General features: G+C 62.8%; 25 protein-coding genes and 4 tRNA genes. 4 read left to right on the forward strand and 25 right to left on the reverse strand.

The features are described from left to right. Window positions 1–143 precede the first annotated feature (143 nt). On the forward strand, window positions 144–338 hold the full coding sequence (locus tag AACI_RS10910) for a hypothetical protein (protein ID WP_008340244.1): 195 nt from the start codon (window positions 144–146) through the stop codon (window positions 336–338). Between the two features lie 20 nt (window positions 339–358). On the opposite strand, the gene AACI_RS10915 is transcribed toward AACI_RS10910, so the two are convergent. The 6 genes from AACI_RS10915 to AACI_RS10940 all read right to left on the reverse strand — a co-directional run bounded on the left by AACI_RS10915 (window position 359) and on the right by AACI_RS10940 (window position 1,757). Then, on the reverse strand, window positions 359–652 hold the full coding sequence (locus AACI_RS10915) for a 4a-hydroxytetrahydrobiopterin dehydratase (RefSeq protein WP_081442665.1): 294 nt from the start codon (window positions 650–652) through the stop codon (window positions 359–361). 4 nt (window positions 653–656) lie between these two features. Continuing rightward, window positions 657–1,211 (reverse strand): NUDIX domain-containing protein, encoded by a 555-nt coding sequence (locus AACI_RS10920; RefSeq protein ID WP_012811474.1) that lies wholly within the window; start codon window positions 1,209–1,211, stop codon window positions 657–659. Window positions 1,212–1,381: 170 nt separating this feature from the next. After that, window positions 1,382–1,455 (reverse strand) — tRNA-Cys (locus tag AACI_RS10925). 58 nt (window positions 1,456–1,513) lie between these two features. Beyond that, window positions 1,514–1,588: transfer RNA gene (locus AACI_RS10930), tRNA-Gly, on the reverse strand. 5 nt (window positions 1,589–1,593) lie between these two features. Next, window positions 1,594–1,669 (reverse strand) — tRNA-Phe (locus AACI_RS10935). Window positions 1,670–1,682: 13 nt separating this feature from the next. After that, window positions 1,683–1,757 (reverse strand) — tRNA-Ala (locus AACI_RS10940). A 179-nt stretch (window positions 1,758–1,936) separates the two neighbouring features. Here AACI_RS10940 and AACI_RS10945 point away from each other — a divergent pair. Further along, a complete protein-coding gene (locus AACI_RS10945) occupies window positions 1,937–2,419 on the forward strand; it encodes a PepSY domain-containing protein (RefSeq protein ID WP_012811475.1) in 483 nt (160 codons plus the stop codon). Between the two features lie 84 nt (window positions 2,420–2,503). Here the strand turns inward: AACI_RS10945 and speD are convergent, their stop codons facing one another. From speD to AACI_RS10980, 7 genes are all read right to left on the reverse strand, one after another. Beyond that, a complete protein-coding gene (speD, locus tag AACI_RS10950; protein WP_008340238.1) occupies window positions 2,504–2,887 on the reverse strand; it encodes an adenosylmethionine decarboxylase in 384 nt (127 codons plus the stop codon). Window positions 2,888–3,137: 250 nt separating this feature from the next. Next, a complete protein-coding gene (locus AACI_RS10955) occupies window positions 3,138–3,842 on the reverse strand; it encodes a rhomboid family intramembrane serine protease (RefSeq protein ID WP_012811476.1) in 705 nt (234 codons plus the stop codon). Window positions 3,843–3,846: 4 nt separating this feature from the next. Further along, entirely contained in the window at window positions 3,847–5,001 is a 1,155-nt protein-coding gene (locus AACI_RS10960) for a glycosyltransferase family 4 protein (protein WP_012811477.1), read from the reverse strand. Between the two features lie 19 nt (window positions 5,002–5,020). Then, window positions 5,021–5,326 (reverse strand): hypothetical protein, encoded by a 306-nt coding sequence (locus AACI_RS10965; RefSeq protein WP_008340235.1) that lies wholly within the window; start codon window positions 5,324–5,326, stop codon window positions 5,021–5,023. A gap of 101 nt (window positions 5,327–5,427) precedes the next feature. Then, window positions 5,428–6,636 carry an ABC transporter permease gene (locus tag AACI_RS10970; RefSeq protein WP_012811478.1) on the reverse strand — a complete coding sequence of 403 codons (1,209 nt, stop codon included), beginning with the start codon at window positions 6,634–6,636 and terminating at the stop codon, window positions 5,428–5,430. Beyond that, window positions 6,623–7,309 (reverse strand): ABC transporter ATP-binding protein, encoded by a 687-nt coding sequence (locus AACI_RS10975; protein WP_012811479.1) that lies wholly within the window; start codon window positions 7,307–7,309, stop codon window positions 6,623–6,625. The genes AACI_RS10970 and AACI_RS10975 overlap by 14 nt, the downstream gene beginning before the upstream one ends. Further along, entirely contained in the window at window positions 7,306–8,376 is a 1,071-nt protein-coding gene (locus AACI_RS10980; protein WP_012811480.1) for an efflux RND transporter periplasmic adaptor subunit, read from the reverse strand. The genes AACI_RS10975 and AACI_RS10980 overlap by 4 nt, the downstream gene beginning before the upstream one ends. A gap of 118 nt (window positions 8,377–8,494) precedes the next feature. On the opposite strand from AACI_RS10980, the gene AACI_RS10985 reads away from it, so the two are divergent. Continuing rightward, complete coding sequence (locus AACI_RS10985; protein ID WP_245530564.1) at window positions 8,495–8,887, forward strand: hypothetical protein; 393 nt, start codon at window positions 8,495–8,497, stop codon at window positions 8,885–8,887. Between the two features lie 69 nt (window positions 8,888–8,956). Further along, the gene (locus AACI_RS10990; protein WP_008340229.1) at window positions 8,957–9,394 is read left to right on the forward strand and encodes a CBS domain-containing protein; all 438 of its coding nucleotides are present in this window, start codon (window positions 8,957–8,959) and stop codon (window positions 9,392–9,394) included. Window positions 9,395–9,506: 112 nt separating this feature from the next. On the opposite strand, the gene AACI_RS10995 is transcribed toward AACI_RS10990, so the two are convergent. The 12 genes from AACI_RS10995 to ilvE all read right to left on the reverse strand — a co-directional run bounded on the left by AACI_RS10995 (window position 9,507) and on the right by ilvE (window position 22,553). Then, window positions 9,507–9,725, reverse strand: a complete 219-nt coding sequence (locus tag AACI_RS10995; RefSeq protein WP_012811482.1) for an alpha/beta-type small acid-soluble spore protein — start codon at window positions 9,723–9,725, stop codon at window positions 9,507–9,509. A 178-nt stretch (window positions 9,726–9,903) separates the two neighbouring features. Further along, window positions 9,904–11,037 carry a citrate synthase gene (locus tag AACI_RS11000; RefSeq protein WP_012811483.1) on the reverse strand — a complete coding sequence of 378 codons (1,134 nt, stop codon included), beginning with the start codon at window positions 11,035–11,037 and terminating at the stop codon, window positions 9,904–9,906. A gap of 153 nt (window positions 11,038–11,190) precedes the next feature. Further along, window positions 11,191–11,736: a manganese efflux pump MntP gene (locus AACI_RS11005; RefSeq protein ID WP_012811484.1), complete on the reverse strand. Its 546-nt coding sequence runs from the start codon at window positions 11,734–11,736 to the stop codon at window positions 11,191–11,193. Then, the gene (locus tag AACI_RS11010; protein WP_012811485.1) at window positions 11,730–13,127 is read right to left on the reverse strand and encodes a glutamate ligase domain-containing protein; all 1,398 of its coding nucleotides are present in this window, start codon (window positions 13,125–13,127) and stop codon (window positions 11,730–11,732) included. Before AACI_RS11010 ends, AACI_RS11005 begins: the two co-directional genes overlap by 7 nt. 105 nt (window positions 13,128–13,232) lie before the next feature. Next, window positions 13,233–13,841 carry a 3-isopropylmalate dehydratase small subunit gene (gene leuD, locus AACI_RS11015; RefSeq protein WP_012811486.1) on the reverse strand — a complete coding sequence of 203 codons (609 nt, stop codon included), beginning with the start codon at window positions 13,839–13,841 and terminating at the stop codon, window positions 13,233–13,235. Then, window positions 13,841–15,256: a 3-isopropylmalate dehydratase large subunit gene (gene leuC, locus AACI_RS11020; RefSeq protein ID WP_012811487.1), complete on the reverse strand. Its 1,416-nt coding sequence runs from the start codon at window positions 15,254–15,256 to the stop codon at window positions 13,841–13,843. The genes leuD and leuC overlap by 1 nt, the downstream gene beginning before the upstream one ends. Then, a complete protein-coding gene (leuB, locus tag AACI_RS11025) occupies window positions 15,256–16,335 on the reverse strand; it encodes a 3-isopropylmalate dehydrogenase (RefSeq protein WP_012811488.1) in 1,080 nt (359 codons plus the stop codon). The genes leuC and leuB overlap by 1 nt, the downstream gene beginning before the upstream one ends. Window positions 16,336–16,417: 82 nt before the next feature. After that, window positions 16,418–17,452 carry a ketol-acid reductoisomerase gene (gene ilvC, locus AACI_RS11030; protein WP_012811489.1) on the reverse strand — a complete coding sequence of 345 codons (1,035 nt, stop codon included), beginning with the start codon at window positions 17,450–17,452 and terminating at the stop codon, window positions 16,418–16,420. 95 nt (window positions 17,453–17,547) lie between these two features. Further along, window positions 17,548–18,078 (reverse strand): acetolactate synthase small subunit, encoded by a 531-nt coding sequence (ilvN, locus tag AACI_RS11035; protein ID WP_012811490.1) that lies wholly within the window; start codon window positions 18,076–18,078, stop codon window positions 17,548–17,550. After that, a complete protein-coding gene (ilvB, locus tag AACI_RS11040) occupies window positions 18,075–19,805 on the reverse strand; it encodes a biosynthetic-type acetolactate synthase large subunit (protein ID WP_049763353.1) in 1,731 nt (576 codons plus the stop codon). The genes ilvN and ilvB overlap by 4 nt, the downstream gene beginning before the upstream one ends. A gap of 36 nt (window positions 19,806–19,841) precedes the next feature. Continuing rightward, window positions 19,842–21,515, reverse strand: a complete 1,674-nt coding sequence (gene ilvD, locus AACI_RS11045; protein WP_012811492.1) for a dihydroxy-acid dehydratase — start codon at window positions 21,513–21,515, stop codon at window positions 19,842–19,844. Window positions 21,516–21,665: 150 nt separating this feature from the next. Then, entirely contained in the window at window positions 21,666–22,553 is an 888-nt protein-coding gene (gene ilvE, locus AACI_RS11050; protein ID WP_012811494.1) for a branched-chain-amino-acid transaminase, read from the reverse strand. Window positions 22,554–22,809: the final 256 nt, after the last annotated feature.

The raw sequence follows: 22,809 nt of genomic DNA on the forward strand, positions 1-22,809 counted from the left end.
CACCCTAGGAGCACGCCATTCCCCCCTCGTAAGCGCTTGCCCACCGTCCAACGGCTCGGCATGCGCCAGTTTCACTTTGATCCCTCCACAGGGTACAATGAGTTCAGGCGATCTCGCCCGGCGGACGAAAGGAGATTCACGTGATGAGCGACATTCAATACGTGATCAGCGTGATTGTATACGAGGACGGCCATTGCGACGTCATGTGGGATTCCTCTGTGCCCATGGAACACTGCTATGAAGCGCTCAAGCAGGTCACCGATGACATGGCCGCCGCACTCGGTCCCAAGCCCCCGGCTCCGCAGAACCAAGGGGCCAAGATCCTGCGGCTGAAATGACGTGACAGCGCCCTGCGCTCTCACGTCGCCTCTTTCGAGGCGTAGAGGCTTTCGATCTCCTTGGCCTCATCAAAATCCTCAGACGTCAGGCCGCCGGCGTGCCACGTCGTGAAGCGCAGCGTCACGTACTTGTAGTCAATCGAAATCAACGGATGGTGGTTTCTGCGCTCCGCAATTTCCGCCACGCGATTCACGAATGCGACGGCTTCTGGAAACGACGCAAACCCGAACCGTTTGCGGATGAACTGATCCTCGCGCTGCCACCCCGGCAATTCCGCCAGCCTCTGCTCGATCTCGTCTTCCGACAATTTCACCCTCTCACCCCCGTTCCAGGCCATGCCGTCCGATCCATAGGAACGCTTTCAACAGCCCCATCACACTCACGGCATCTGTGATTTCGCCGCGCAAACACATGTGAACCGCATCCTCCAATGGAAGCCATGAGACGGTCATGGTCTCTGTCGGCTCGCGATCCGCTTCCCCTACGCACAAGTCTCGCGCGAGAAACAGATGGGTCTCCTGCGTCGAGATGCCTGCGCTCAGGTGTGCCGTCCCGAGAGACGTCCACGAACGCGCGACGATGCCCGTTTCTTCGCGAAGTTCCCGAGCCGCAGCGGCCTCCGGCCCTTCATCGCGAAACTGGCCGCTCGGAATCTGCCACAGGAACCTGTCGACGGGAAAGACGAATTCGCGGAGGAGCGCCACGCGGTCCTGTTCATCCACCGCCACCACGCCAGCGTTATGCCCAGCGTCGATCACGCCGTACAGGCCAGGCTGTCCATCCGGCCGAAGCACGTCGTACTCGACCACCCGGATCCAGGGATTTTGAAACGCGATTCGCTCCGAAAGGATGGTCCACAGGTGTCGCCTCAACGGCGCTGCCCCTCTCCCAACAACTGCATCACAAGGATTCGAAAATCACTGAAAAGATTATAGCACAACATGTCTCCGCGTGGAGCCGAGCCTTCGCCGGAGGAAGCGCAAAAAACGAAAGACGCGGCCGCGAAAACCTCGCAAGCCGCGTCACAACGAGCTTTTTCAACTGGAGGCGCCGGCCGGATTCGAACCGGCGGTGAAGGTTTTGCAGACCTCTGCCTTACCACTTGGCTACGGCGCCTTGAGGCCGCGCAACCCGGACAGAGACTTGCCCCGCCCGGGTTTCGCAGCGAATGCCCTGGAGCGGAAGACGGGATTCGAACCCGCGGCCCTCGCCTTGGCAAGGCGATGCTCTACCCCTGAGCTACTTCCGCATGGCTGGTGGCTCGGGACGGAATCGAACCGCCGACACGAGGATTTTCAGTCCTCTGCTCTACCGACTGAGCTACCGAGCCGCCGTACACCAGATGGTGGAGCCGATGGGACTCGAACCCACAACCCCTACGCTGCCAGCGTAGTGCTCTCCCTTTGAGCTACGGCCCCGCAACGCACGAGATTGATTATACAGCGTGTCGGGCCATCGCGCAAGTACAATTTTGCGTCTCCTTGGCACCTAGCTCCGATGTCTCGCGTTTCCCAAGACAAAAATTCCATAATATGTATGGTTCCATCCGCATTGGACATCCTAATGTCGACAGCCCACAGATGAAGGAGTGGACCCCATGAAACGATGGTTCCTCACCGCAGCCGCGGCGGCCTGCCTCGTATCGGCCTGCTGGTGGCAAGCGCCCGCGCACGTTCTCGCTGCTCCGGCCGTGGAGTCGGCCGAGCCGAACGCACCCGTCAACGGGCCTTCTCACCAATTCGAAATCCATTCGAGCGTTCAGGTCTCACGCGAGACCCTCCGCGAAGCATATCAGGCCAGCCACGACGCGTATACAAAAAAATTGCAGAAGTACGCCAAGTGCACCGAAGCGCAGGCGCGCAAGGCCGTGATGTCGGAACACCCGGGTTGCAAGATCGAGGATATCCAGCTTCGCAACATCCGCACGAATCTGGTGTATATGGCGATCGCGCGCGATGACGAGGACAAGTACCTGGTCATTGTGGACGCGGGCAACGGCAATATTCTGCTGGATCGACGCATTCCGACACACCACGAGCGCGTGTTTGCGGGCGCACCGGTTCCGAGCCGGAACGAATAAAGGGCGATCTTCACCCGCCCTACACACGCGCAAGGGCGCCGGTGAGCCGGCGCCCCTTTTTTGGCCGAGCGGCACTCCGTTGCGTTAGAACGCGCGCACCTTCACATCGTGCACCTGTATCTGGCCTACGCCGCGAGGAAGCTCTATTGCTTCAAGGCGCTTCGCGCCCAGGTACTTCGTGATGTAGTCGCACGCCACATTCGGATCGATGCGGTCCCCGCAGGTGTACACATCGATACTCGCGTAGCCATGCTCGGGAAAACTGTGAATCGTGAGATGCGACTCCGAAATGATGACGACGCCGCTGACGCCCTGCGGTGCGAACTTGTGGAACGCAACTTCGCGAACCTCCGCGCCCGCCTCCAAGGCCGCGGTCACCATGGCGCGCTCGATTCCGTGAACGTCGTTCAGACGCTCCGGATCACACTCCCAAAGCTCTGCGATGACGTGACGCCCCATTGTGTCCATGAAAAAAGTCCCCCTTTACAAACAAATCGGCCATGCCGTTCTTGAGAAAAAGGCATGTGGAATCGCACTTACACCACGGGGGAAAGTTAGTCCTCAGAGGTCCTAACCCTTTAAGTGTAAGTCCTCTTCCATTTGCAGTTGACTGCACTCGCCATGGCGCACGTGGACATCATGCGCCGTCCGACAGGTCAACACTACGATGAGTAGTATACGGCCTCCCTAGACAATTTGCAATCAGGAATTGAATGCCTCACCAGGACAGTGGCAACGGCGTCGCCAGATCCCACACCAAGCTGATTCCGCAGGCCAAGCTGCATATCCAGGCGAGCACCGTCCAAAACCGCGGGTTCCGGAGCCATTTCGCAAATCCGTAGGTCAAGGCCATTCCGGTCGCAAGCCCGCCCAAGTGCGCCATCCAGCCGATGGTCCCCAGGTTCATGATGTCGATCACGACATTAACCGCGAGCACCATCAGCAATTGGTTGCGGACATATGGCGGAAACATGCCCATCAAGGCGAGCGCAAGCATCGCGCCGAACAGGCCGAAGATGGCTCCCGACGCGCCCGCCGAGACCTGGTCCGGCGAGATGGGCAGCGTCAGCAAACTGCCGACCGCGCCCGAGATGACGTACAATGCGATGAACACAGGCGTCGACAGCGCCTGCTCGACCACGAACAAGGTCCACAGCGAGATCATATTCACGAGGATGTGCCAGAGGCTCACGTGGACAAACATCGTGCTCAGGACGCGAAACCACTGGCCGTGCTCCACGAGCGGCGGATACAGCGCGCCAGCGCGCAGAAGGCCAAACGTCGACCTGCCCGTGATGGTCTCCACGATGAGGTACCACAACACCGTGACGAGTAAAAAGATCCAACCGGCAGGGGCGGGATCGCCATAAGGTGTCGGAGGTAAGAAGCGAACGCGCCACACGCGCCGCCGACGCCACATCATCCATTCACCTCGTCTGTTCAGAGTTCGCCGGAAGCCTCCAGCCACTTCGCACCGCATCTTCCTCGATTACCGTGTAGCCGCGCTCGTACGCGACGACCATGCGTTCCGGCCTATACCTCGGAAGCACGAGCCGCTGAAACCGTTCCACGTAGGCGTCCCGCGCCTTGGTGTCCGTGAGAAGTCGCCGCACCGCATGAGCAAGGGCCTGCACATCGCCAGACGGCACAAGCGCGCCAGCCTCTCCGTCGAGCAGCATCCGCCGAATGCCCGGTACGTCCGACCCGATGTTCGCGGCCCCGTAATAACCGGCCTCCAACATGGAGGTGGGAGCTCCTTCGCTCTTCGAGGGCAACACGTGGACGTCGATGGCGCAATACAAATCGCGCACATCCTGCAAATGCCCCAAAAAGTGAACCCGATGGCGCACGCCGCAGTCCTCCGCTGCCGCTTCTAACCGGATACGATCTCGCCCGTCGCCCGCGACAAGCAGATGAACGTCCAGGTCTGAGAGAAGCGCCAGGGCGGCGATGGCGACGTCGATCTGTTTGACCGGATCGAGCCGGGCCGCGATGCCGATCAGCCTCGATTCTGGGTTCAGGCCCAGCCGACGTCGCCATTCGGCTGCGCACACGTCGCGCGAAGCCCTGGGTAGCCGCGGAAAAAACGCATTGGGAACCTCGAGGATGGTCCGGCAGGGAAGGGCGTCTCCGAGCGCGGGCTGAACCACAAACAGGCCGCGCGCACGAGACAGGCGCCACAGATGGAGGCTGGGAAACAAGGCGGCTTTCAAGGGGTGCCCCTCGAAGTCGTATCGAGGATGGCTGTGAATCGTAGCGGTCCAGATGGCCCCCGCACTCGATGCGGCGAACGATGCGAGCATATTCATGCGCGGTCCGTGCGAGTGGAGAATCCACGCGCGCTCGCGTCGGAGCACACGAGCCAAATCGCGTATGGCGCCAACCGTCCCTGCGACCGCGCCGTGCAACATCCCCATCTGCCGCAGTTCGTCCGCAAGCGGTCCGTCGCCCAAGCTGACAAAGCGGTAGCGGTAGTCGACCTGCGCGCCCTTCAGCGCCTTCGCCCAGGTCGCGAGGTGCGTCGCAGCGCCCCCCACTTCGTTTCCCGCAAAAAATACGATCACGGTGCGCTCCGAAGCCAACCGAGTTCCTCCAACTCTATCAACAGGGGCGGTAACCCTGCATGGTGTGCGCCTGAATGTATCGGTCCAAATCCTCGTCGTCGAACCAGAACGGTCCTCGGTACAGAAACACGTAATCCACAGGCGTGTGAACGCGCTCCGCCGTGAACGCGAGGATGTGATTTCTCCGAACCGTCACATCCGGCCAAACGTCCTCAAAACGCCGATTGATCCGATTGTACTGCTCCGGTGTCATGCACGGCAAAAGGCAGACAAACGCTTCATTCGGCAGTTCCAACACATCATAATTTTTTCCGTCGTACTCGATGTTCAACCCCAAGCGCATCCGCAACCATCCTTATCAAGCACAACCTCGATGTCGCCTATCTTCACACTCTCTGCACTCAGTATACTGGACAGCCCAGATAGGTACAAACGGCGCGCAACTTATTCGTACCGCAGGGCGTCAATCGGATTGAGGTTCGCGGCCTTCACCGCCGGATACAGTCCGCAGACGACGCCGATGGCAGCCGAGAAGACAAACGCCAACGCGCCAACCGGCCAGGGCACGAAGGCCGGAATGCCGGTGAGCGCGCGCAGGGCGCCGCTCACCGCAAGCCCTGTCGCGATGCCGGCGACACCTCCTAGCGAGGTGATGGCCATGGCCTCCACAAGAAACTGGAGCACGATGTCACGTTTCCTAGCACCGAGCGACACGCGAATGCCAATCTCCTGCGTGCGTTCCGTGACCGACACCAGCATGATGTTCATCACGCCGACCCCGCCCACGAGCAGGGCGATCCCCGCCACCGCGCCGATCACGGCCGTCAAGATGGTCGTCACCTTTCCGATCAAAGCCGCGACACTCGCGACGAGACCTGACGAGTCGACGAATGCCGTCGGATCGCCCGCATGGATATTGAGCGCGAGCACGATTCGCTTCGCCAGGCTCTGGACATCGACTCCAGGATTCACCACCACATCCATCTCGGATGCTGTCCAATTCGGGAAAATATCTTCGCACGTGGTGTCGGGTATGTACAAATTGTCACTCCCCATCACCAACGAGTACAGGCTCGCCTGCTCCGGCTCCGCCACGCCAATGACCTCGAGCGGCACGCCGGACAGGGTGATGACGGCGCCGAGCGGATTTCCGCTCCCAAACAGCTTATTCGCGAGCGACTGACTGATGACCGCGACGTTACCGTGAGACAGCACGTCCTCCGCGGTGAACATGTGACCGCGGACGACGACGAAGCGGGCGAGATGGTCCAAATCCGCGGGACCCGCGAACAGCGTCACATTGTCCGACTTATCTCCGCTCTGCACCACGGCGGTGCCATAAAAGGTCTCATTCACGCTTTCCACGCCGGAGAACGATGCGGCGATGGCGAGATCGGAATCGTCGATGGAGAGTACCTGCCCGGGCTGCGGTAGGCCGGGCGCCACGAGCTCTCGAGGCACAATTTGAATGACGTTCCGCTGACTTCCGCTTGAGATGGCCCCGATGACCAGCGCTTTGCCACCGTTGCCGATGGCAACAATCGCGAGGATCGAGGCCACGCCAATCCATATGCCGAGCATCGTGAGGAACGCCCGCGTCTTGTTGGCCGCGAGCGAAGCCAAGGCCATGCGGAGCATCTCATCGAGGCTCATCCGGCACCTCCTCTCGCACGATCTCGCCATCGACCATGTGCAGGACGCGTTTGCCGGCGCGCGCAACGTGGGGATCGTGCGTGATGACCATGACCGTGCGGCCGGCCGCGTGGAGATCCCGGAGAATGCGGAGGATCTCGGCGCCCGTCTGCTGATCGAGCGCGCCGGTAGGTTCATCGGCGAGCAGGATGGAGGGGTCGTTGGCGAGCGCGCGGGCGATCGCGACGCGCTGCCGCTGGCCTCCCGACAGCTCATTCGGCAGGTGATGCGCGCGGTTCGCCATGCCGACCATCTCGAGCAGCTCCATGGCTCGCGCTCGCCGCTTGGCGCGAGGCACGCCTGCGTAGACCATCGGAAGTTCCACATTGCGCACCGCGGACATGCGCGGGATGAGGTGAAAATTCTGAAACACGAACCCGATGTTCTGATTGCGGAGGCGGGCGAGATCGTTCGAGGCCAGGTGAAGCACCGACGCGCCGTTCAGTTCATAGTCGCCCGAACTCGGCCGGTCCAAGAGCCCGAGGATGTGCATGAGCGTGGATTTGCCACTGCCCGAGGGGCCCATGACCGCGACGAACTCGCCTCTCTGAACCTCGAGGTGAATGCCCTTCAGCACGGGAACGACCTGATCGCCCACGGTATACGACTTCGTCACGCCCACGAGGCGAATCATGATGTGCGCACTGCCTCTCCGTTCACGAGATTGTCCGGTGGATTGATCACGACGCGATCGCCAGGCGCCACCCCGGACAGCACCTGCACCGCCGTATCGCTCGTCATGCCGAGCTTGACCGGCACCAGATACACGCGCCCGTTCCTCCACTCGTACACCGCATAGCCGGTTCCGTTCTGCACAATGGCGCTGTAGGGCACCGTGGGCACCGGCGATGGCGAGCGGCTGAGGATCCGGCAGGTGAGCTGATACCCGTACGGAACGGGAAACGATCCGCGCGGCTGCACGGTCACCTCCACGACCGGGGCGCCGCTCGAGGAGAGTTCGGCATACGGCGCGATGGACGTCACCACGCCGGTAAACGTCTGGTTGGGATAGGCGTCCGTCTGCATGGTGGCGGTCATGCCGACCTTCACCTGGGCCGCGTCGACCTCCGACAGGTCCATGACGACGTCTTTCGCTGGGCTGGCCACCTCGACGACGGGCGTCTGATTTCCGTCTGCGTCCACGCCGTTCGGGTTCGCAATCAGTACCATGCCCGACATCGTCGCCGTGATGGTCAACTGGGCCTCGTTGGCCTGGGCCTCTGCGAGCTGGCTCCTCGCCGACGCCACCGAAGCCTCGGCCGCGTTCAGCTGCGGCAGAAACAGCGCCTTGAGCGCCGTCGGCGCCTGATTATATTGCGCCAACACGCGCTGATACGCCGACTCGGCATCGGAGAGCGCCGATTCCGCGGCCTGCACGCTGGCGTCCGCAGAGGCCGTGCTCAACTGAATGAGCGGTTGCCCCGCTTGCACGTGCTCCCCCACGTGCACCAGCACGCGCTGAACGGGACCCGACAGGTTGTCCAAGTTAACGATCTGGCGAGCCACCGGTCGGACTGTGCCTGACGCCAGTGTCACCCGCTCGATTCGCTGGAGCGAAACAGGCGCCGTCTGGACCACAGGCAAGGAATGCCGAGATCGCCATACGACGAGCGCTATCACGAGAAGCGCCAGAAGGGCGAGCACAAGGCCGATCGCGGCGCCGACGCGCCGGCCTCTCCGCTTTTCTGACGAGATCGCCAAGGACAACCCCTCCCGACAAAGTCACGTAGTTAAGATACCACATGGGCGCTTGAACCGACATCGAAGGACATGGCTTCCTCCCCGGCCGCATACACATCGGACAAACGGGTGAAGCGAGGTGCCCTTCTTGAAACCGAGATGGGTTTGTCGAATCGTCGGGTGGTTGTACGCTGCACTTGGCGCGGCAGGCACCTTGAGCAGGGACATCGGCGCCTATTTTCGATTCACGCCCGTGGAGGCCTACCTGTACCTTGGGCTCGGCGTGTGGGCCATATGGGCGGCGCGCCGGCGCACCCGCACCAGCGTCCTGGCGCTGCTGTGCATCGGGCTCGTCTCCTTCGCGTGGGCCCTATCGCCCTGGATGGGACTCCCTGCCCCCGTCCTCCGCGCGATGGGATCTCAACAACCGCTCGATCTGCTGATCCGAGAACTGGTCGCCATCTGGGGCGTCGGCACGGCTGTCAAGGCCGTGATGGACTGGCGCGCATCCCATCGATCTACCACCCCATGACCCTTCGCCCGCGGTGCTCACGGGACATACTACGGCGTGTGAACCGATGACACCGAGGAGGGATTGGGCATGAAGGTTCAGCAGATCATGACCACGGACGTCGCGTGCTGCTCGGCCACCGACTCCATCCAGAAGGCCGCTCAGGCGATGAAACGCGAAAACTGCGGATCCATCCCTGTGTGCGAGAATCGGCGCGTGGTGGGCATTGTCACGGATCGCGACATCGTGCTGAAGGCCGTGGCGCAGGGCAAATGCGACGCCCGGGTCGAAGACTGCATGACCAAGGCGGTCGTCACCGGGCGGCCTGACATGGACGCGCACGAAGCTGCCGATCTCATGGCGCAACACCAGATCCGGCGCCTGCCCATCGTGGACGAGCGAGGCGACCTTTGCGGCATCCTGTCGATTGGCGATCTCGCCACAGTCGACATCCATGTGAACGAGGCGGGGGCGGCGCTCAGCAAGATTTCTGCGCCCACCGAAGCCCAGAACAACATCGTCCACTGACGAACGACATCGGTTCGCCAACACCCCGCACCGGCGGGGTGTTGTTTTGTCCCAAGAACATGCGGAAGGCTGGGGTCACGACCCCAGCCTTCGCTCGCCGCCTTCCTGAGCCTCACGGCGAACCCGCGTCTCCCTGCGCCAATCGCTCCTGCGCATAACGGACGAGCCTTTTGGTAATACTGCCACCGATGGAACCGTTCTCGTACGATGAGACGAAGCCCCAGTAGCCGTCCGCGGGGGGCGTGATGCCGAGTTCTCCCGCAATCTCGTACTTCATGTCCTGCAGCGCCCGCGACGCCTGCCCAAGCAACAGGCGATTGCTCTTTGCCATCGTTCATCCCTCCCTGGCGATAGCATGCCCCGGGAGGGCAGGTCACGCGCTGCGAATTCGCGCCAGAGGGCGAAGGCACTGGCACGCTGCCCGGCCGACGCTCAACCACAACCCTGCAAGCGTCAAACGGCGCACCCCAAAAGAGGCGCGCCGTTCGCCGAAGCCTTGAGCAGACCACTCAGCGCTCGCTGAGCGGGACAAACTTGCGATCCGTCGGTCCGACGTACTCGGCCCGCGGGCGGATGAGGCGATTGTTCTTGTACTGCTCGAGCACGTGCGCCGTCCACCCGGAGATGCGGCTGCACGCGAAGATGGGCGTGTACAGGTGCGTCGGAATGCCGAGCGAATAGTAGAGCGACGCCGAATAGAAGTCCACGTTCGCGTGCAGGCCCTTGACCTCGAGCATGTGCTTTTCAATGGCCTGGGACATCTCGAACCATTTCGTTTCGCCCTTCAGCTCGCCCGCCTGCTTGCTGAGCTCGCGAAGGTGCGTCGCGCGCGGATCCTCGGTCCGATACACGCGATGGCCGAAGCCCATGATCTTCTTCTTCTGCGCGAGCGCCTCGTCGATCCACGTGATGGCCTTGCTGGGATCGCCAATTTCGAGCAGCATGCGCATCACCTGCTCATTGGCGCCGCCGTGCAGAGGACCTTTAAGCGTGCCGATGGCCGACGTGATGGCGGAATACATGTCCGACAGCGTGCCCGCCGTGACGCGCGCCGAGAACGTCGAAGCGTTCAATTCGTGATCTGCGTGCAGAATGAGTGCGGTGTTGAATGCCTTCTCCTCGAATTCGGAAGGCTTCGTGCCACGGAGGAGATAGAAGAAGTTCGCAGCGGCGCTCAGCGAAGGATCCGGTTGTACGGGGTCCAGTCCTTGGCGGATGCGCTCGTAGGAGGTCACGATGGTTGGAATCTTCGCGACGAGGCGCGCGGCTTTGCGGTAGTTTGCCTCCAGGCTCTCATCGCCGTCATCGGGATCATACAGACCGAGGAAGGAGACCGCCGTGCGAAGTACGGCCATCGCATTCGCGTCCTTCGGGAGGCGTTTCAAGAGATCGAGCACGGGTTCAGCCAATGCCCGCTCGCTGGCGAGTTCCTCGGTGAACGCTTTCAGCTCCGACTGATTCGGCAGCTCGCCGTGCCACAGAAGGTACACGACCTCCTCAAACGAGGCGCCGCCATCGACGAGATCGTGGATATCATATCCGTAGTACAGAAGGCGACCCTGTTTCCCATCCAAGAAGCAGATTTCAGACGTGTTGGAGACCACGTCTTCCAGCCCGGCTTTGAATGTCGTTTCCGCTGCCATCAGCAGAACCTCCTCATCCCTCGCGATCTCGCCCGCATCCCCTGGGTCAAAGCGAGATCGCCCAATGCCGTATTTTGTACTCGGTCATTATACTACATCCGTCGGTGCGCTCAAAAACCGTCAAGTTTCGGCAAGACAAGGATACGCGGGCTGTCATGCCATGGCGGCCATCCAGCCCGCGACGGCGAGAAGCACGAGGCCCGTCAACCGCTCCGCCGGCAGATGCTCCAGGCGTGAGGCGAGAAAGCGCCCCGCCTCGAGCCCGGCGATGGTGAGGAGAAAACTCACGGTGCCAAACACGACGCCGGCGAAGGCAAGCGGGGCGCGCATCATGCCAAGGCTAAATCCGACGGTCAGATTGTCGATGGAAAGCGCGATGGCAAGCAGGACGATCTGCAGGCCGCGGGCGCGCTGCACGGCCTCCATCTCGTCCTCTTCCTCGTGCCGCTTGAACAGGCTGTACAGGCCGAGCAGCGCCAAGATGGCGATGCCTACGATGTGCGCGCTTTGGCCGAGCACGCTCGCCACCTCGCGCCCAATCCAGATGCCGAGGACGGGCATCCACGCCTCGAAGACGGCGAAGATGAGCGCGACGCGCCACTGCGCGCGGCGGGTGAGCCCGGACGCGCCGAGCCCGACGGCGGCCAATCCGTTGTCGAGGCCGATTCCAAGGCCGATGAGAAGCAGTTGTGTCAACACGGTGCCCCATCCTCTCCAGCCCGCGTCCAGATGGGCCCCGTGGGCACGTCAAAGTGGCGCAGCGCGTCGCCTACAAACGACTGCGTGCCCACGAGGAGGACGAGATCATCCCGGGACGCCTCCGCGAGCGCCGCGCGGATGGCGTCGTGCGGATTCGCCTCGTGGGACGCGGCATACCCGAGTGTCGCCGCGAGCGCAACCAGGTCCCGCGTGAAGTGGAGGGCTGAGTTCGTCGTCTCGGTGAACAGGATGCGGTCCGCCAAGGGCGCGAGTTCTCGCATCACGCCGTCGGCGTCCTTGTCGTCCGGCAGGGACAAAACGAGGTGAACCCGGCCGCGCCCCTCCCGTGCCGCGCGCCAGGTCTCCGCGAAGCGGCGCACATACGCAGCGCTCAGCGCGTGGATGGCGCCGTCGATCACGACGTCCGGCTCCCGGCGCACGCGCTGCAGCCGCCCAATGAGCGCGAGACCGCGCAGATCGACCGCGATCTCCCGCGACGGCCGGCCGAGATCGCGCAACACCCGATGCGCGGCTGCTGCGGATGCAGCGAGGTTGTCCGCATAGGGAACCAGGCGCTCGTCCACGCGAATTTCCGCGGTGAAACCAGGCCCGCGGACCTTCACGTGCCCTTCGGCGTCGAGGTCCTCCCACGACCACTCGACGTCGTTTCCAACTTCGAGCACCTCGCCGCCCTTGGCGCGAAACGCCGTCAAAAAGGGCGCCATCACTTTGCGCGACAGCGGCGGCTGTCCACTTAACGCGGCCCAGGCTGTGTGTTCCGTCAGGATGCCCATTTTGGCGATCACGACGTCTTCCCAAGTGGGCCCCAGCCTGTCCAGGTGTTCGCCGAAGATCGGCGCGACGATGGCCCCCCGGTGCACGACCTGGTTCACATCGTCGTGACGCGCGCCGCGGCCGAGTTCGTACACAGCGGCCTCGACGCCCTGTTCCTCGTACCATCTGGCGGCCATGACAGCCACGAGTCCAACGGGGCCGATATACTGATCCGCCGGCACGGGAAGCGCGGACGCGGCCTCGCGGACCAACTCGCCGACGCGCACAAAGTCTTCTTCTGGAATTGGCATCCCCTGCAGTCGAATGCGCTCGAGGAAATCGATCAAATGGGGGCTGGTGAACAGCCCGACGCGCACGCCCATCTGCTGCAACATGGCGGCGGTGAGGATGGCGTGCGAGCCCTTCCCCTTGCTTCCGGTCACAGTGACGTTGTACACGCGCTCGTCCGGCCGACCCATCGCGTCGAGGAGTCGCCTCGTCCACTCGGGGTGCCGCACGTCGCGATCGAAACCCTGCCTTCGCTCCCGCGGCACGCGGCTGTAGGAGGAGAAGATCCAGCGAATGATCTCGGTCACTTGTTCCGCAATTTGCGTCATGAACGAACGTCCCTCGCTCTCCGCGGGTAGTGTATCACAGGGCGAGGCGCGCGCAAACAGACGGCCGCTGGGCGGCGACACCCAGCGGCCGAGCGGGCGTTCTTTTTACGCGTAGACGAACTGATACGGGCGGCGCGAGGCCTCGTACGCGGCGATATCGGCCTCGTATTGGAGCGTGATGCCGATGTCGTCGAGCCCACGGAGCAGCATGTGCCGCTTGTGCGGATCGATCTCGAAGGAAAAGGTCACGCCGTGATCGGTCGCGGCCATCTGCTGCTCGAGATCCACCGTCATGCGCCGCCATTCGCCGCGCGCGTGCGACTCCGAGAGTTGCTTGTAGAGCTCGCGCGGGATGCGAATGGGCAGAAGGCCGTTTTTGAAGCAGTTGTTGTAGAAGATGTCGGCGAACGACGGGGCGAGGATGACCCGAAACCCGTAGTCGCGAAGCGCCCAGACCGCGTGTTCGCGGGACGATCCGCAGCCGAAGTTGTCGTCGACGAGCAAGATGGTCGCGCCTTGGGCCTCCGGCTGATTCAGCTCGAAGTCGGGGTTGGGCGATCCGTCCGGCAGGTACCGCCAGTCGAAGAACAGGAACTCGCCGAATCCATCGCGCTCGATCCGCTTGAGAAATTGTTTCGGGATGATTTGATCCGTGTCCACGTTCACGCGGTTCATGCAGACCACGAGGCCTTCGTGCCTGACCATGGGCTCCATCACGCCGTCACTCCTTCCGAGGTCAGTTCGCGCACGTCGACGAAGTGCCCCGCGATGGCCGCGGCGGCCGCCATGGCCGGGCTGACGAGGTGCGTGCGGGCCCCTTTGCCCTGCCGGCCTTCGAAGTTGCGGTTGGACGTCGATGCGCACCGCTCCCCAGCCGGGATGATGTCGGGATTCATGCCGAGACACGCGCTGCAGCCGGGCTCGCGCCACTCGAAGCCCGCTTCGAGGAAGATCTCGTGAAGCCCCTCGGCCTCCGCCTGCTGCTTCACCTGTTTCGATCCCGGCACGACCACCGCGCGCACGCCATCCGCGACGCGCCGGCCCTTGACGATGCTCGCGGCCAAGCGCAGATCCTCGATGCGGGCGTTGGTGCACGATCCGATGAACACGTGCTGGATGGGGATCTCGGAGATTTTGGTTCCCGGCTTCAGGTCCATGTACTCAAGCGCCTGTCGAATGGCCAGCGCCTCCTCCTCGGACTTCGCGTCCTTCGGATCCGGCACGACGCCGCTGATGCCGGTCCCCTGCCCCGGATTGGTGCCCCACGTCACCTGCGGCTCGAGGTCATTCACATCGAAGACCACGTCGACGTCGAAGACGGCGTCGGGATCGGACTTCAGTTCGCGCCATGCGGCGACGCACGCCTCCCAATCCGCGCCCTTCGGCGCATAGCGCCGGCCCTGGACGTAGGCGATGGTCGTCTCGTCCGGCGCCATCATGCCCGCCCGGGCGCCGAACTCGATGGACATGTTGCAGATGGTCATCCGCTGCTCCATGCTGAGCTCTGGGATCAGGCTGCCCGCGTACTCCACGACGTGGCCCGTGCCAAAATTCACGCCGTATTTCGCAATCAGGCCCAAGATCACGTCCTTGGCGGTGACGCCCGGTTGAAGCGTGCCATTCAGCTGAATGCGCATGGTCTTCGGTCGGCTCTGCCAGAGGCACTGCGTGGCGAGAACGTGTTCCACCTCGCTCGTGCCGATGCCAAAGGCGAGCGCGCCGAACGCGCCGTGCGTCGACGTGTGGCTGTCGCCGCAGACAATCGTCTTCCCCGGCATGGTCAGCCCAAGCTCCGGGCCGATGACATGCACAATGCCCTGGAAGGGGCTGTCGAGCCCCGCCAGTTGGACGCCGAACTCGCGGCAGTTCTGCTCCAGCGTCTCGATCTGCTTGCGCGCAATGGCGTCCCGGACATCCTTCGGATTGACCGTCGGCACGTTGTGATCCATGGTCGCAAACGTCAGCTCGGGCCGGCGAACCTTGCGCCCCGCGAAACGAAGTCCGGCAAACGCCTGAGGCGACGTCACCTCGTGGACGAGGTGCAAGTCAATGTAGAGAAGCGTCTGTCCATCCGGCAGTTCCTTGACCACGTGCGCGTCCCAGACTTTTTCGAACAGGGTCCTCCCCATCAACCGAGCCTCCTTTTCACGTCTTCGCAAACCATGGCGCTGACGTCCGCCGTCTTGACGAACGCCTCGCCGCTTCGGGCGAGATCGCGCGTGCGGACGCCCCGCTCAATCACGCCGTGCACCGCCTGCTCGATGGCGTCCGCAGCCTCGGGGAGGTGCAGGGAATGCCGCATCATGAGCGCCACGGACAGAAACGTCGCCAGCGGATTGGCGAGGCCCTGTCCGGCGATGTCCGGCGCGGAGCCGTGCACGGGCTCGTACAGGCCCGGTCCTGCCTCGCCGAGGCTCGCGGAAGGCAGCATGCCGATGGATCCCGTGATGACGGCCGCCTCGTCGCTCAAAATGTCGCCAAACATGTTCTCCGTCACGATCACGTCGAACGTCTTCGGCCGCGTGATGATCTGCATGGCGGCGTTGTCCACCAGCAGATGCTCCACCAAAACGCCGGGATATTCGGACGCAACCTCCTCCACCACCTCGCGCCACACGCGGCTCGACTCGAGCACATTCGCCTTGTCGACCGACGTCAGGCGCCCCTGCCGGCCTTTCGCGAGTTCAAAGGCCACCTTCACCACGCGGCGAATCTCGGCGCGCGTGTAATGAAGCGTGTCCACCACCGCCTCGCCGCCATCGAGGCGCGCCTTCGGCTGGCCGAAATAAAGCCCACCCGTCAACTCCCGCACGATGATGAAATCCACGCCCTCGACAAGCTCCGGCTTGAGCGGCGAGGCCAGCAACAGCCCTGGCCAGGTCCGGATGGGCCGAAGATTCGCGTAGACCTCAAGCGCCTTGCGAATGCCGAGCAGTCCTGCCTCAGGGCGCTTGTCGCCGGGGAGATGGTCCCACTTCGGTCCGCCCACCGCGCCGAGCAGCACGGCGTCCGCAGCGCGGCAGAGCCGCACCGTCTCTTCCGGCAATGGCGAGCCTGTCGCGTCCAGCGCGCTGCCGCCAATGAGACCTTCCTCGAGGTTCCACGTCTCCCCCCGACTCGCGGCGACGACCTGGATCAGCTTGACCGCCTCCGCCGTGACTTCTCGGCCGATGCCGTCTCCCGGCAAGATCGCAATGTTCTTTGTCATGCCATCCGTCCCTTTCAACTCGGATGTTGCAGAATGCTCAGGCGAGCGCGGGGTGCGCCCGCCTCTTCACACGCCCCCGCGATTAAGCCCGATCCGCGGTGGCCGGGACGCGATCGTCCCCTGGCCGCTTCGCCTTGATGAAGGGCATCATGCTGCGCAGCTTACGCCCCACCACCTCGATGGGATGCTCGAGCTCGCGCCGGTTGATGGCGTTGAACATCGGCCGGTTGGCCTGGTTTTCGAGAATCCAGCTCTTGGCGAAGGCCCCGCTTTGGATGTCGGCGAGGATGCGGCGCATCTCCTTCTTCGTCTCTTCGTTGATGATGCGCGGACCCGACGTGAAGTCGCCCCACTGCGCCGTGTCCGAAATGGAATACCGCATGTATTCCAAGCCGCCCTCGTAGATCAGGTCGACGATGAGCTTCATCTCGTGCAGGCACTCGAAATACGCAATCTCCGGCTGGTAGCCGGCCTCGACAAGTGTCTCGAAGCCCGCCTTGATGAGCGCGGAAAGTCCTCCGCAGAGAACCGCCTGCTCGCCGAACAGGTCCGTCTCGGTCTCCTCGCGGAAGGTGGTGGTGAGGATGCCGGCCCGACCCGCGCCGATGCCGCGCGCATACGCGAGCGCGAGATCCTTCGCTTGGCCGCTCGCATCTTGATGCACGGCGATGAGCGCCGGCACGCCGCCCCCCGCTTCGTACACGCGGCGCACGAGGTGACCCGGGCCCTTCGGCGCCACCATGAACACATCGACGTCCTTCGGCGGCTGGATCTGCGAGAAGTGAATGTTGAACCCGTGGGCAAACGCGAGCGCCTTGCCCGCCGTCAGATACGGGCGGATTTCCCGCTCATACACGGCCGGCTGCCGCTCGTCCGGCAACAGGATCATGATGACATCCGATTCTTCCACGGCCTCGCCCACAGCCATGACGCGGAACCCATCCGCCTCCGCTTTGGCCCAGGACGAACCCGGCCGAAGCCCGATCACGACGTCAAAACCGCTGTCCCGGAGGTTTTGCGCGTGCGCATGTCCCTGCGACCCATAGCCGATAACAGCGATGCGCTTGTCCGCCAAGGGCTGAATCGAGATGTCGGCGTCGTAATAAATTTTCTCCATTTCATCCACTCCTCGCATATGTAGGGGTTGCGAACAAAGAATCAGGGTGACATGGGCGTTCTCGGCGGGGCTCCACGCCCCGCCCCGCCGTCCATTTAGATGTGGAGGACCTGGGCCTCTCCGGCGCGCTTCGGGTCAGCCGAGGACGCCGCCTCGCGCGGCAGCGCCGTCAACCCCGTGCGCGCCAATTCTCGAATGCCATACGGCCTGAGCAGCGCGATGAGCGCGTCGATCTTTTCCGCATCGCCCGTGACCTGCACCGTCACCGTCTCTCGCCCAACATCGACGATGTTCGCCCGGAACGGCTCGATGAGCGAATGGATGACCGCCCGCTCGGCGATGGGGCTCGACACCCGGATGAGCGCCAGCTCACGTGCGACCATCGCCTGATCCGTGAGATCCGTCACCTTCAGCACGTCGATCTGTTTGTGAAGCTGCTTGATCACCTGCTCCAGCGCAGCCTCGTCCATGTCGCTCATGACAATCGTCATGCGCGAAATCTCCGGATTTTCCGTGATGCAGACGGTGAGGCTCTGGATGTTGAATCCCTTGCGCATGAAGAGCGCGGTGATGCGGTTGAGGACCCCGGGTTTGTTGTGCACGAGCACCGACAGGACAGGCGTCATGGCCTCACCCCCACCATCTGGTGGATCCCGGTGCCCGGCGCGACCATGGGGTACACGTTCTCGTTCGGATCCACCACGCACTCCAGGAGACCTGGACCCGGTTCACTGAGAAACGCCTCGAGCGCTGCGGTCAGATCCTCGTCCCGCTCCACGCGCGCCGAGGGAATGCGGTACGCCTCGCCCAGCTTCACGAAGTCAGGCTGCCACGGAAGCAGCGATTCCGAGTACCGCTCGCCGTGAAACAGCTCCTGCCACTGCCTCACCATGCCCAGCGCGCTGTTGTTGACGATCACGACCTTGATGGGCAACTGGTGCTCGCCAATCACGGCGAGTTCCTGCAGCGTCATCTGGAACCCCGCGTCGCCCAGGATCGCCACCACGAGCTTATCCGGCTGTCCGAAGTGCGCACCGATGGCCGCTGGTAAGCCAAAACCCATGGTGCCCAGTCCACCGGAGGTCACCCACCGATCCGGCTGATTCAGCGGGAAGAATTGCGCAGCCCACATTTGGTGTTGGCCGACGTCCGTTGTGACCACGACGTCCCCCTTTGTGATCCGCGCAATTTCCGAGATGAGCCGCTGCGGCTTGATGTGCTTCCCATCCTGGACCCACCAAAACGGAAGTTCCCTTTTCACCCGCAGCAGTTCCTCGCGCCACGCCTCCGCGTCCGGCGCCGGGACGTCGATGCTGAGCATCATGGAGAGCGCCTCGCCGACGTCGCCCACCACCGGAATGTCGGTCGGGACGTTTTTGCCGATCTCGGCCGGATCGATGTCGATGTGCGCCACGACGGCGTGCGGCGCGAAGTGCTCCAACTTGCCGGTCAGCCGATCGTCAAACCGGGCGCCGAGATTGATGAGGAAGTCCGTCTCGTACAGCGCCTTGTTGGCCGCCGCGCTTCCGTGCATACCGCCCATGCCGAGGCAGAGCGGGTGAGACGCCGGAAAGCTGCCAAGGCCGAGCAAGGTCTGCACCACCGGAAGCTGATACTTTTCGACGAACGCCAGGAGCTTCTCGGTCGCCCTCGCGTGCAGGACGCCGGCTCCTGCCAGCACCACGGGCCGCTTGGCGTGTTGCAAGCCGTGCATCAACTTCCGAATCTGCATGTGGTGAGGCACCACAGTCGGCTGATACCCCGGCAGCTGCGGCGGATCGTCATACGCGAACCACGCCTCTTCCCCTGAGACGTCCTTGGGAATATCGATCAGCACAGGCCCTTTACGGCCCGAGTTGGCGATGTGGAACGCCTCTTTGAAGACCTTCGGAATCTCCGACGCGTGCCGAATCTGATAGTTATGCTTTGTGATGGGCGTCGAGATGCCAATGATGGACGTCTCCTGAAACGCATCGGTGCCAATCACCGTCTTCGCCACCTGTCCCGTGATGGCGACGAGCGGAATGCTGTCCATCATCGCGTCGGCCAACCCGGTGACGAGGTTCGTGGCACCTGGCCCACTTGTGGCGATCACGACGCCCGGCTTTCCCGTTACGCGAGCGTAGCCCTCCGCAGCGTGAATGGCGCCTTGCTCATGGCGTGTCAACACATGGCGAATGCCACATTGGTAGAGCGCGTCGTACAGCGGTAGCACCGCTCCACCGGGATACCCGAAGATGACCTCGACCTGCTCGCGGCGCAGCGCCTCTACGACCATGTCGGCACCTTTCATCCACATGGCTCCGCCTTCTCCCGAGCGCGTCAGCGTCTCGTCATCTGCCGGTTTTGACATTCCAGGCATCGCGTTTCCTCCTCTCCACAAGGGTTCTCATGCGTCCACCGTCAGAACAGCACCGGTGTTCGCCGACGTGACCAACTTCTGATATCGAGCGAGGTAGCCCGTGAGCTTTTCTTTCGCGGGCGGCTGATATCGCGCCCTGCGCGCTGCCAGTTCCTCGTCCGACACCTTCAGGGTGATGGCGCGATTCGGAATGTCGATCTCGATCTCGTCCCCATCCTCGACGAGCGCAATCGGCCCACCTACGCCGGCCTCGGGCGAGATATGGCCGACGCAAATCCCTCGCGTGGCCCCCGAAAACCGGCCGTCCGTGATAAGGGCCACCTCGCGGCCGAGGCCCCGGCCCACGATGGACGACGTGGGCGCCAGCATCTCGGGCATCCCCGGCCCGCCCTTCGGCCCTTCATAGCGAATGACCACGACGTGACCCGGTTGCACCTTGCCGCTGTTGATGCCCTCCATCGCCTCGTCCTGCGAATTGAAGCAGATGGCGCGGCCCACGAATCGCTGGATGTCGGGATCGACCGCACCGACTTTCAGCACCGCGCCGTCCGGCGCGAGATTGCCAAACAGGATGGACAGACCGCCCTCGCGGCTGTACGGGTTGGAAGCCGGGCGGATGACGCGTTCGTCGAGGATCTTCGCGTCCTTGACCTGCTCGTACAGCGTCTTGCCCGTCACCGTGATGCGATCCGGGTGAACCGCGTCGGTGTGTTCGCACAGCTCGCGGATGATGGCGGACACGCCGCCCGCGCGGTGCACGTCCTGGATGCTGTACTCGGACGCGGGACTAATCTTCGCGAGATACGGCACTCTTTTGGCAATTTCGTTGATATCGCTCAGGGAATAGTCGATGCCCGCCTCATGCGCGATGGCCATCAGGTGCAGAACCGTGTTGGTCGATCCGCCCATGGCCATATCCAGCGCGAACGCGTCATCAATGGCTTCGCGGGTGATGATGTCGCGCGGCCGAATGTCCTGCTCCACCATGCGAATGAGGTGTTTGGCGGCCTCATAAATCAGCTCGTGCCGCTCCTTGGACGTGGCGACCAGCGTGCCATTGCCGGGGAGCGCAATCCCCAGCATCTCCATGATGCAGTTCATGGAGTTGGCGGTGAACATGCCAGAACACGAGCCACACGTGGGACACGCGTTCCGCTCCAGATCCAGCAGGTCATCTTCGGAGATTTGCCCGCTCATGTACTGGCCCACGCCTTCGAAGACCGAGCTGAGGGAAAGCGGACGACCCGTGCGCGACCTCCCGGCCTCCATCGGGCCGCCGGAGACGAAGACCGCCGGCACGTTGCAGCGCACGGCCGCCATGAGCATGCCGGGCGTGATCTTGTCACAGTTGGGGATGAAAAAGACGCCGTCGAACCAGTGGGCGTTGATCATCGTCTCGGCCGAATCGGCGATGAGCTCGCGGCTCGCGAGCGAATACCGCATGCCGATGTGCCCCATGGCGATCCCGTCGTCCACACCGATGGTGTTGAATTCGAACGGGACGCCACCTGCCTGGCGGATGGCATCTTTCACGACTTCCGCGAATTCGCGGAGATGAACGTGGCCCGGAACGATGTCGACGTACGAGTTGCACACGCCGATAAACGGTTTGGACAGATCCCTGGGTTTGACGCCCGTGGCATAGAGCAGGGCCCTGTGCGGCGCCCGGTCCACGCCCTTTTTGATCATGTCGCTTCTCATGGATTTGCCACTCCTCGCAAAACCTTGTCTATCTCTTTCTTCGCGTCTCTGCGTCTCTTATCCCGATCTCGACTCACGATCTCCTGTTCCATCGCGCTATGCGCGTCGACCACGTCGTCCAACAGCGAACCTCGTGCGGAAGCGCTGGGATCAGACGCGAGCCCCTTCGATGCGCACGCCGTCCGCGCGCACGATTTCCTGGAACGCCGCGTGCACCCGCTTCGTCACCGGCCCTGGAACGCCGTGACCAATGGCGCGCCGGTCCACCTCGACCACCGGGACAATCTCCGCGGCTGTGCCTGTGAGAAACACCTCGTCCGCCACGTACACGTCGTGCTGGGTGAACGGTTCCTGTCGAACCTCGAGGCCGAGCGCAGGAGCCAAGTCGATGACCGCCTGGCGCGTGATGCCCTCGAGGGCCCCGAGATAAGCCGGCGGGGTGATGAGGACGCCATCGCGCACGAGGAAGATGTTCTCGCCGGAACCCTCCACCACATAGCCCTCGTGGTTGAGCACAATCGCTTCATTGGCACCTGCATGAATGGCTTCCATTTTAATCAGAATATTGTTGAGATAATTGAGAGACTTGATCTTCGGATTGAGCACGTCGCCCCGCGTGCGGCGCGTTGCAGCCGTGATGGCGCGAATGCCCTGCTCGTACAGCGCCTTTGGAAACATCGAGAGCTGCTCCGCGATGATGAAGACGCGGGCCTTCGCGCAGTTGTATGGATTCAGCCCCAGGTCCCCACTTCCGCGCGTGACCACGAGGCGGATGTACGCCGAGGACAGATGATTGCGCCGGACGGTCTCGCACACGAGTTCCGTCAATTCGTCCTGCGTATACGGAATCTCGAGAAGAATGGACTTGGCCGAACGATAAAGTCGGTCCATGTGCGGCTTGAGGCGGAATACGTTCCCGTCATATGCGCGGATTCCTTCGAAGACGCCATCGCCGTACAGGAGGCCGTGATCGAACACTGACACGCTGGCTGCGTCGCTGGAGACAAATTCGCCGTCAAGAAAAACCTGTGATGCCACGTCCAACGCCCCTCTCTCGCCCGGTCGGCGAGTTTCTCTCTCGCGTGTCGTCGGTTGGCAAAGATCGATTGACGAAATATTCCGTCAAAATAAGACCGCCAACTCAAGTGCCTGAAGCACTCGAATTGTCACGCGAATTGGATGACTTGCTCGTCATTGTAGTACGCTCGGCCCGCGCTGTCAATTGCCGAACGCCCCTCCAATTGGATGAAACCGCTTGCAACTAGACTTGGAAAAGGCTGCATCCTCTCGGAGC

Origin of the sequence: Alicyclobacillus acidocaldarius subsp. acidocaldarius DSM 446, assembly GCF_000024285.1 — a bacterium.
GTDB classification, from domain to species: Bacteria; Bacillota; Bacilli; order Alicyclobacillales; family Alicyclobacillaceae; genus Alicyclobacillus; species Alicyclobacillus acidocaldarius.

Coding starts and splice junctions, on each gene's coding strand:
- ilvB (WP_049763353.1), bottom strand. CDS start 19,805: ATGTCAAAACCGGCAGATGACGAGACGCTGACGCGCTCGGGAGAAGGC.
- AACI_RS11010 (WP_012811485.1), bottom strand. CDS start 13,127: ATGACGCAAATTGCGGAACAAGTGACCGAGATCATTCGCTGGATCTTC.
- AACI_RS10945 (WP_012811475.1), top strand. CDS start 1,937: ATGAAACGATGGTTCCTCACCGCAGCCGCGGCGGCCTGCCTCGTATCG.
- AACI_RS11000 (WP_012811483.1), bottom strand. CDS start 11,037: ATGGCAGCGGAAACGACATTCAAAGCCGGGCTGGAAGACGTGGTCTCC.
- leuD (WP_012811486.1), bottom strand. CDS start 13,841: ATGGAGCCCATGGTCAGGCACGAAGGCCTCGTGGTCTGCATGAACCGC.
- ilvN (WP_012811490.1), bottom strand. CDS start 18,078: ATGACGCCTGTCCTGTCGGTGCTCGTGCACAACAAACCCGGGGTCCTC.
- AACI_RS10975 (WP_012811479.1), bottom strand. CDS start 7,309: ATGATTCGCCTCGTGGGCGTGACGAAGTCGTATACCGTGGGCGATCAG.
- ilvD (WP_012811492.1), bottom strand. CDS start 21,515: ATGAGAAGCGACATGATCAAAAAGGGCGTGGACCGGGCGCCGCACAGG.
- AACI_RS10970 (WP_012811478.1), bottom strand. CDS start 6,636: ATGAGCCTCGATGAGATGCTCCGCATGGCCTTGGCTTCGCTCGCGGCC.
- leuC (WP_012811487.1), bottom strand. CDS start 15,256: ATGGGGAGGACCCTGTTCGAAAAAGTCTGGGACGCGCACGTGGTCAAG.
- AACI_RS10965 (WP_008340235.1), bottom strand. CDS start 5,326: ATGCGCTTGGGGTTGAACATCGAGTACGACGGAAAAAATTATGATGTG.
- ilvC (WP_012811489.1), bottom strand. CDS start 17,452: ATGGAGAAAATTTATTACGACGCCGACATCTCGATTCAGCCCTTGGCG.
- AACI_RS10990 (WP_008340229.1), top strand. CDS start 8,957: ATGAAGGTTCAGCAGATCATGACCACGGACGTCGCGTGCTGCTCGGCC.
- AACI_RS10910 (WP_008340244.1), top strand. CDS start 144: ATGAGCGACATTCAATACGTGATCAGCGTGATTGTATACGAGGACGGC.
- AACI_RS10955 (WP_012811476.1), bottom strand. CDS start 3,842: ATGATGTGGCGTCGGCGGCGCGTGTGGCGCGTTCGCTTCTTACCTCCG.
- AACI_RS10995 (WP_012811482.1), bottom strand. CDS start 9,725: ATGGCAAAGAGCAATCGCCTGTTGCTTGGGCAGGCGTCGCGGGCGCTG.
- leuB (WP_012811488.1), bottom strand. CDS start 16,335: ATGACAAAGAACATTGCGATCTTGCCGGGAGACGGCATCGGCCGAGAA.
- speD (WP_008340238.1), bottom strand. CDS start 2,887: ATGGACACAATGGGGCGTCACGTCATCGCAGAGCTTTGGGAGTGTGAT.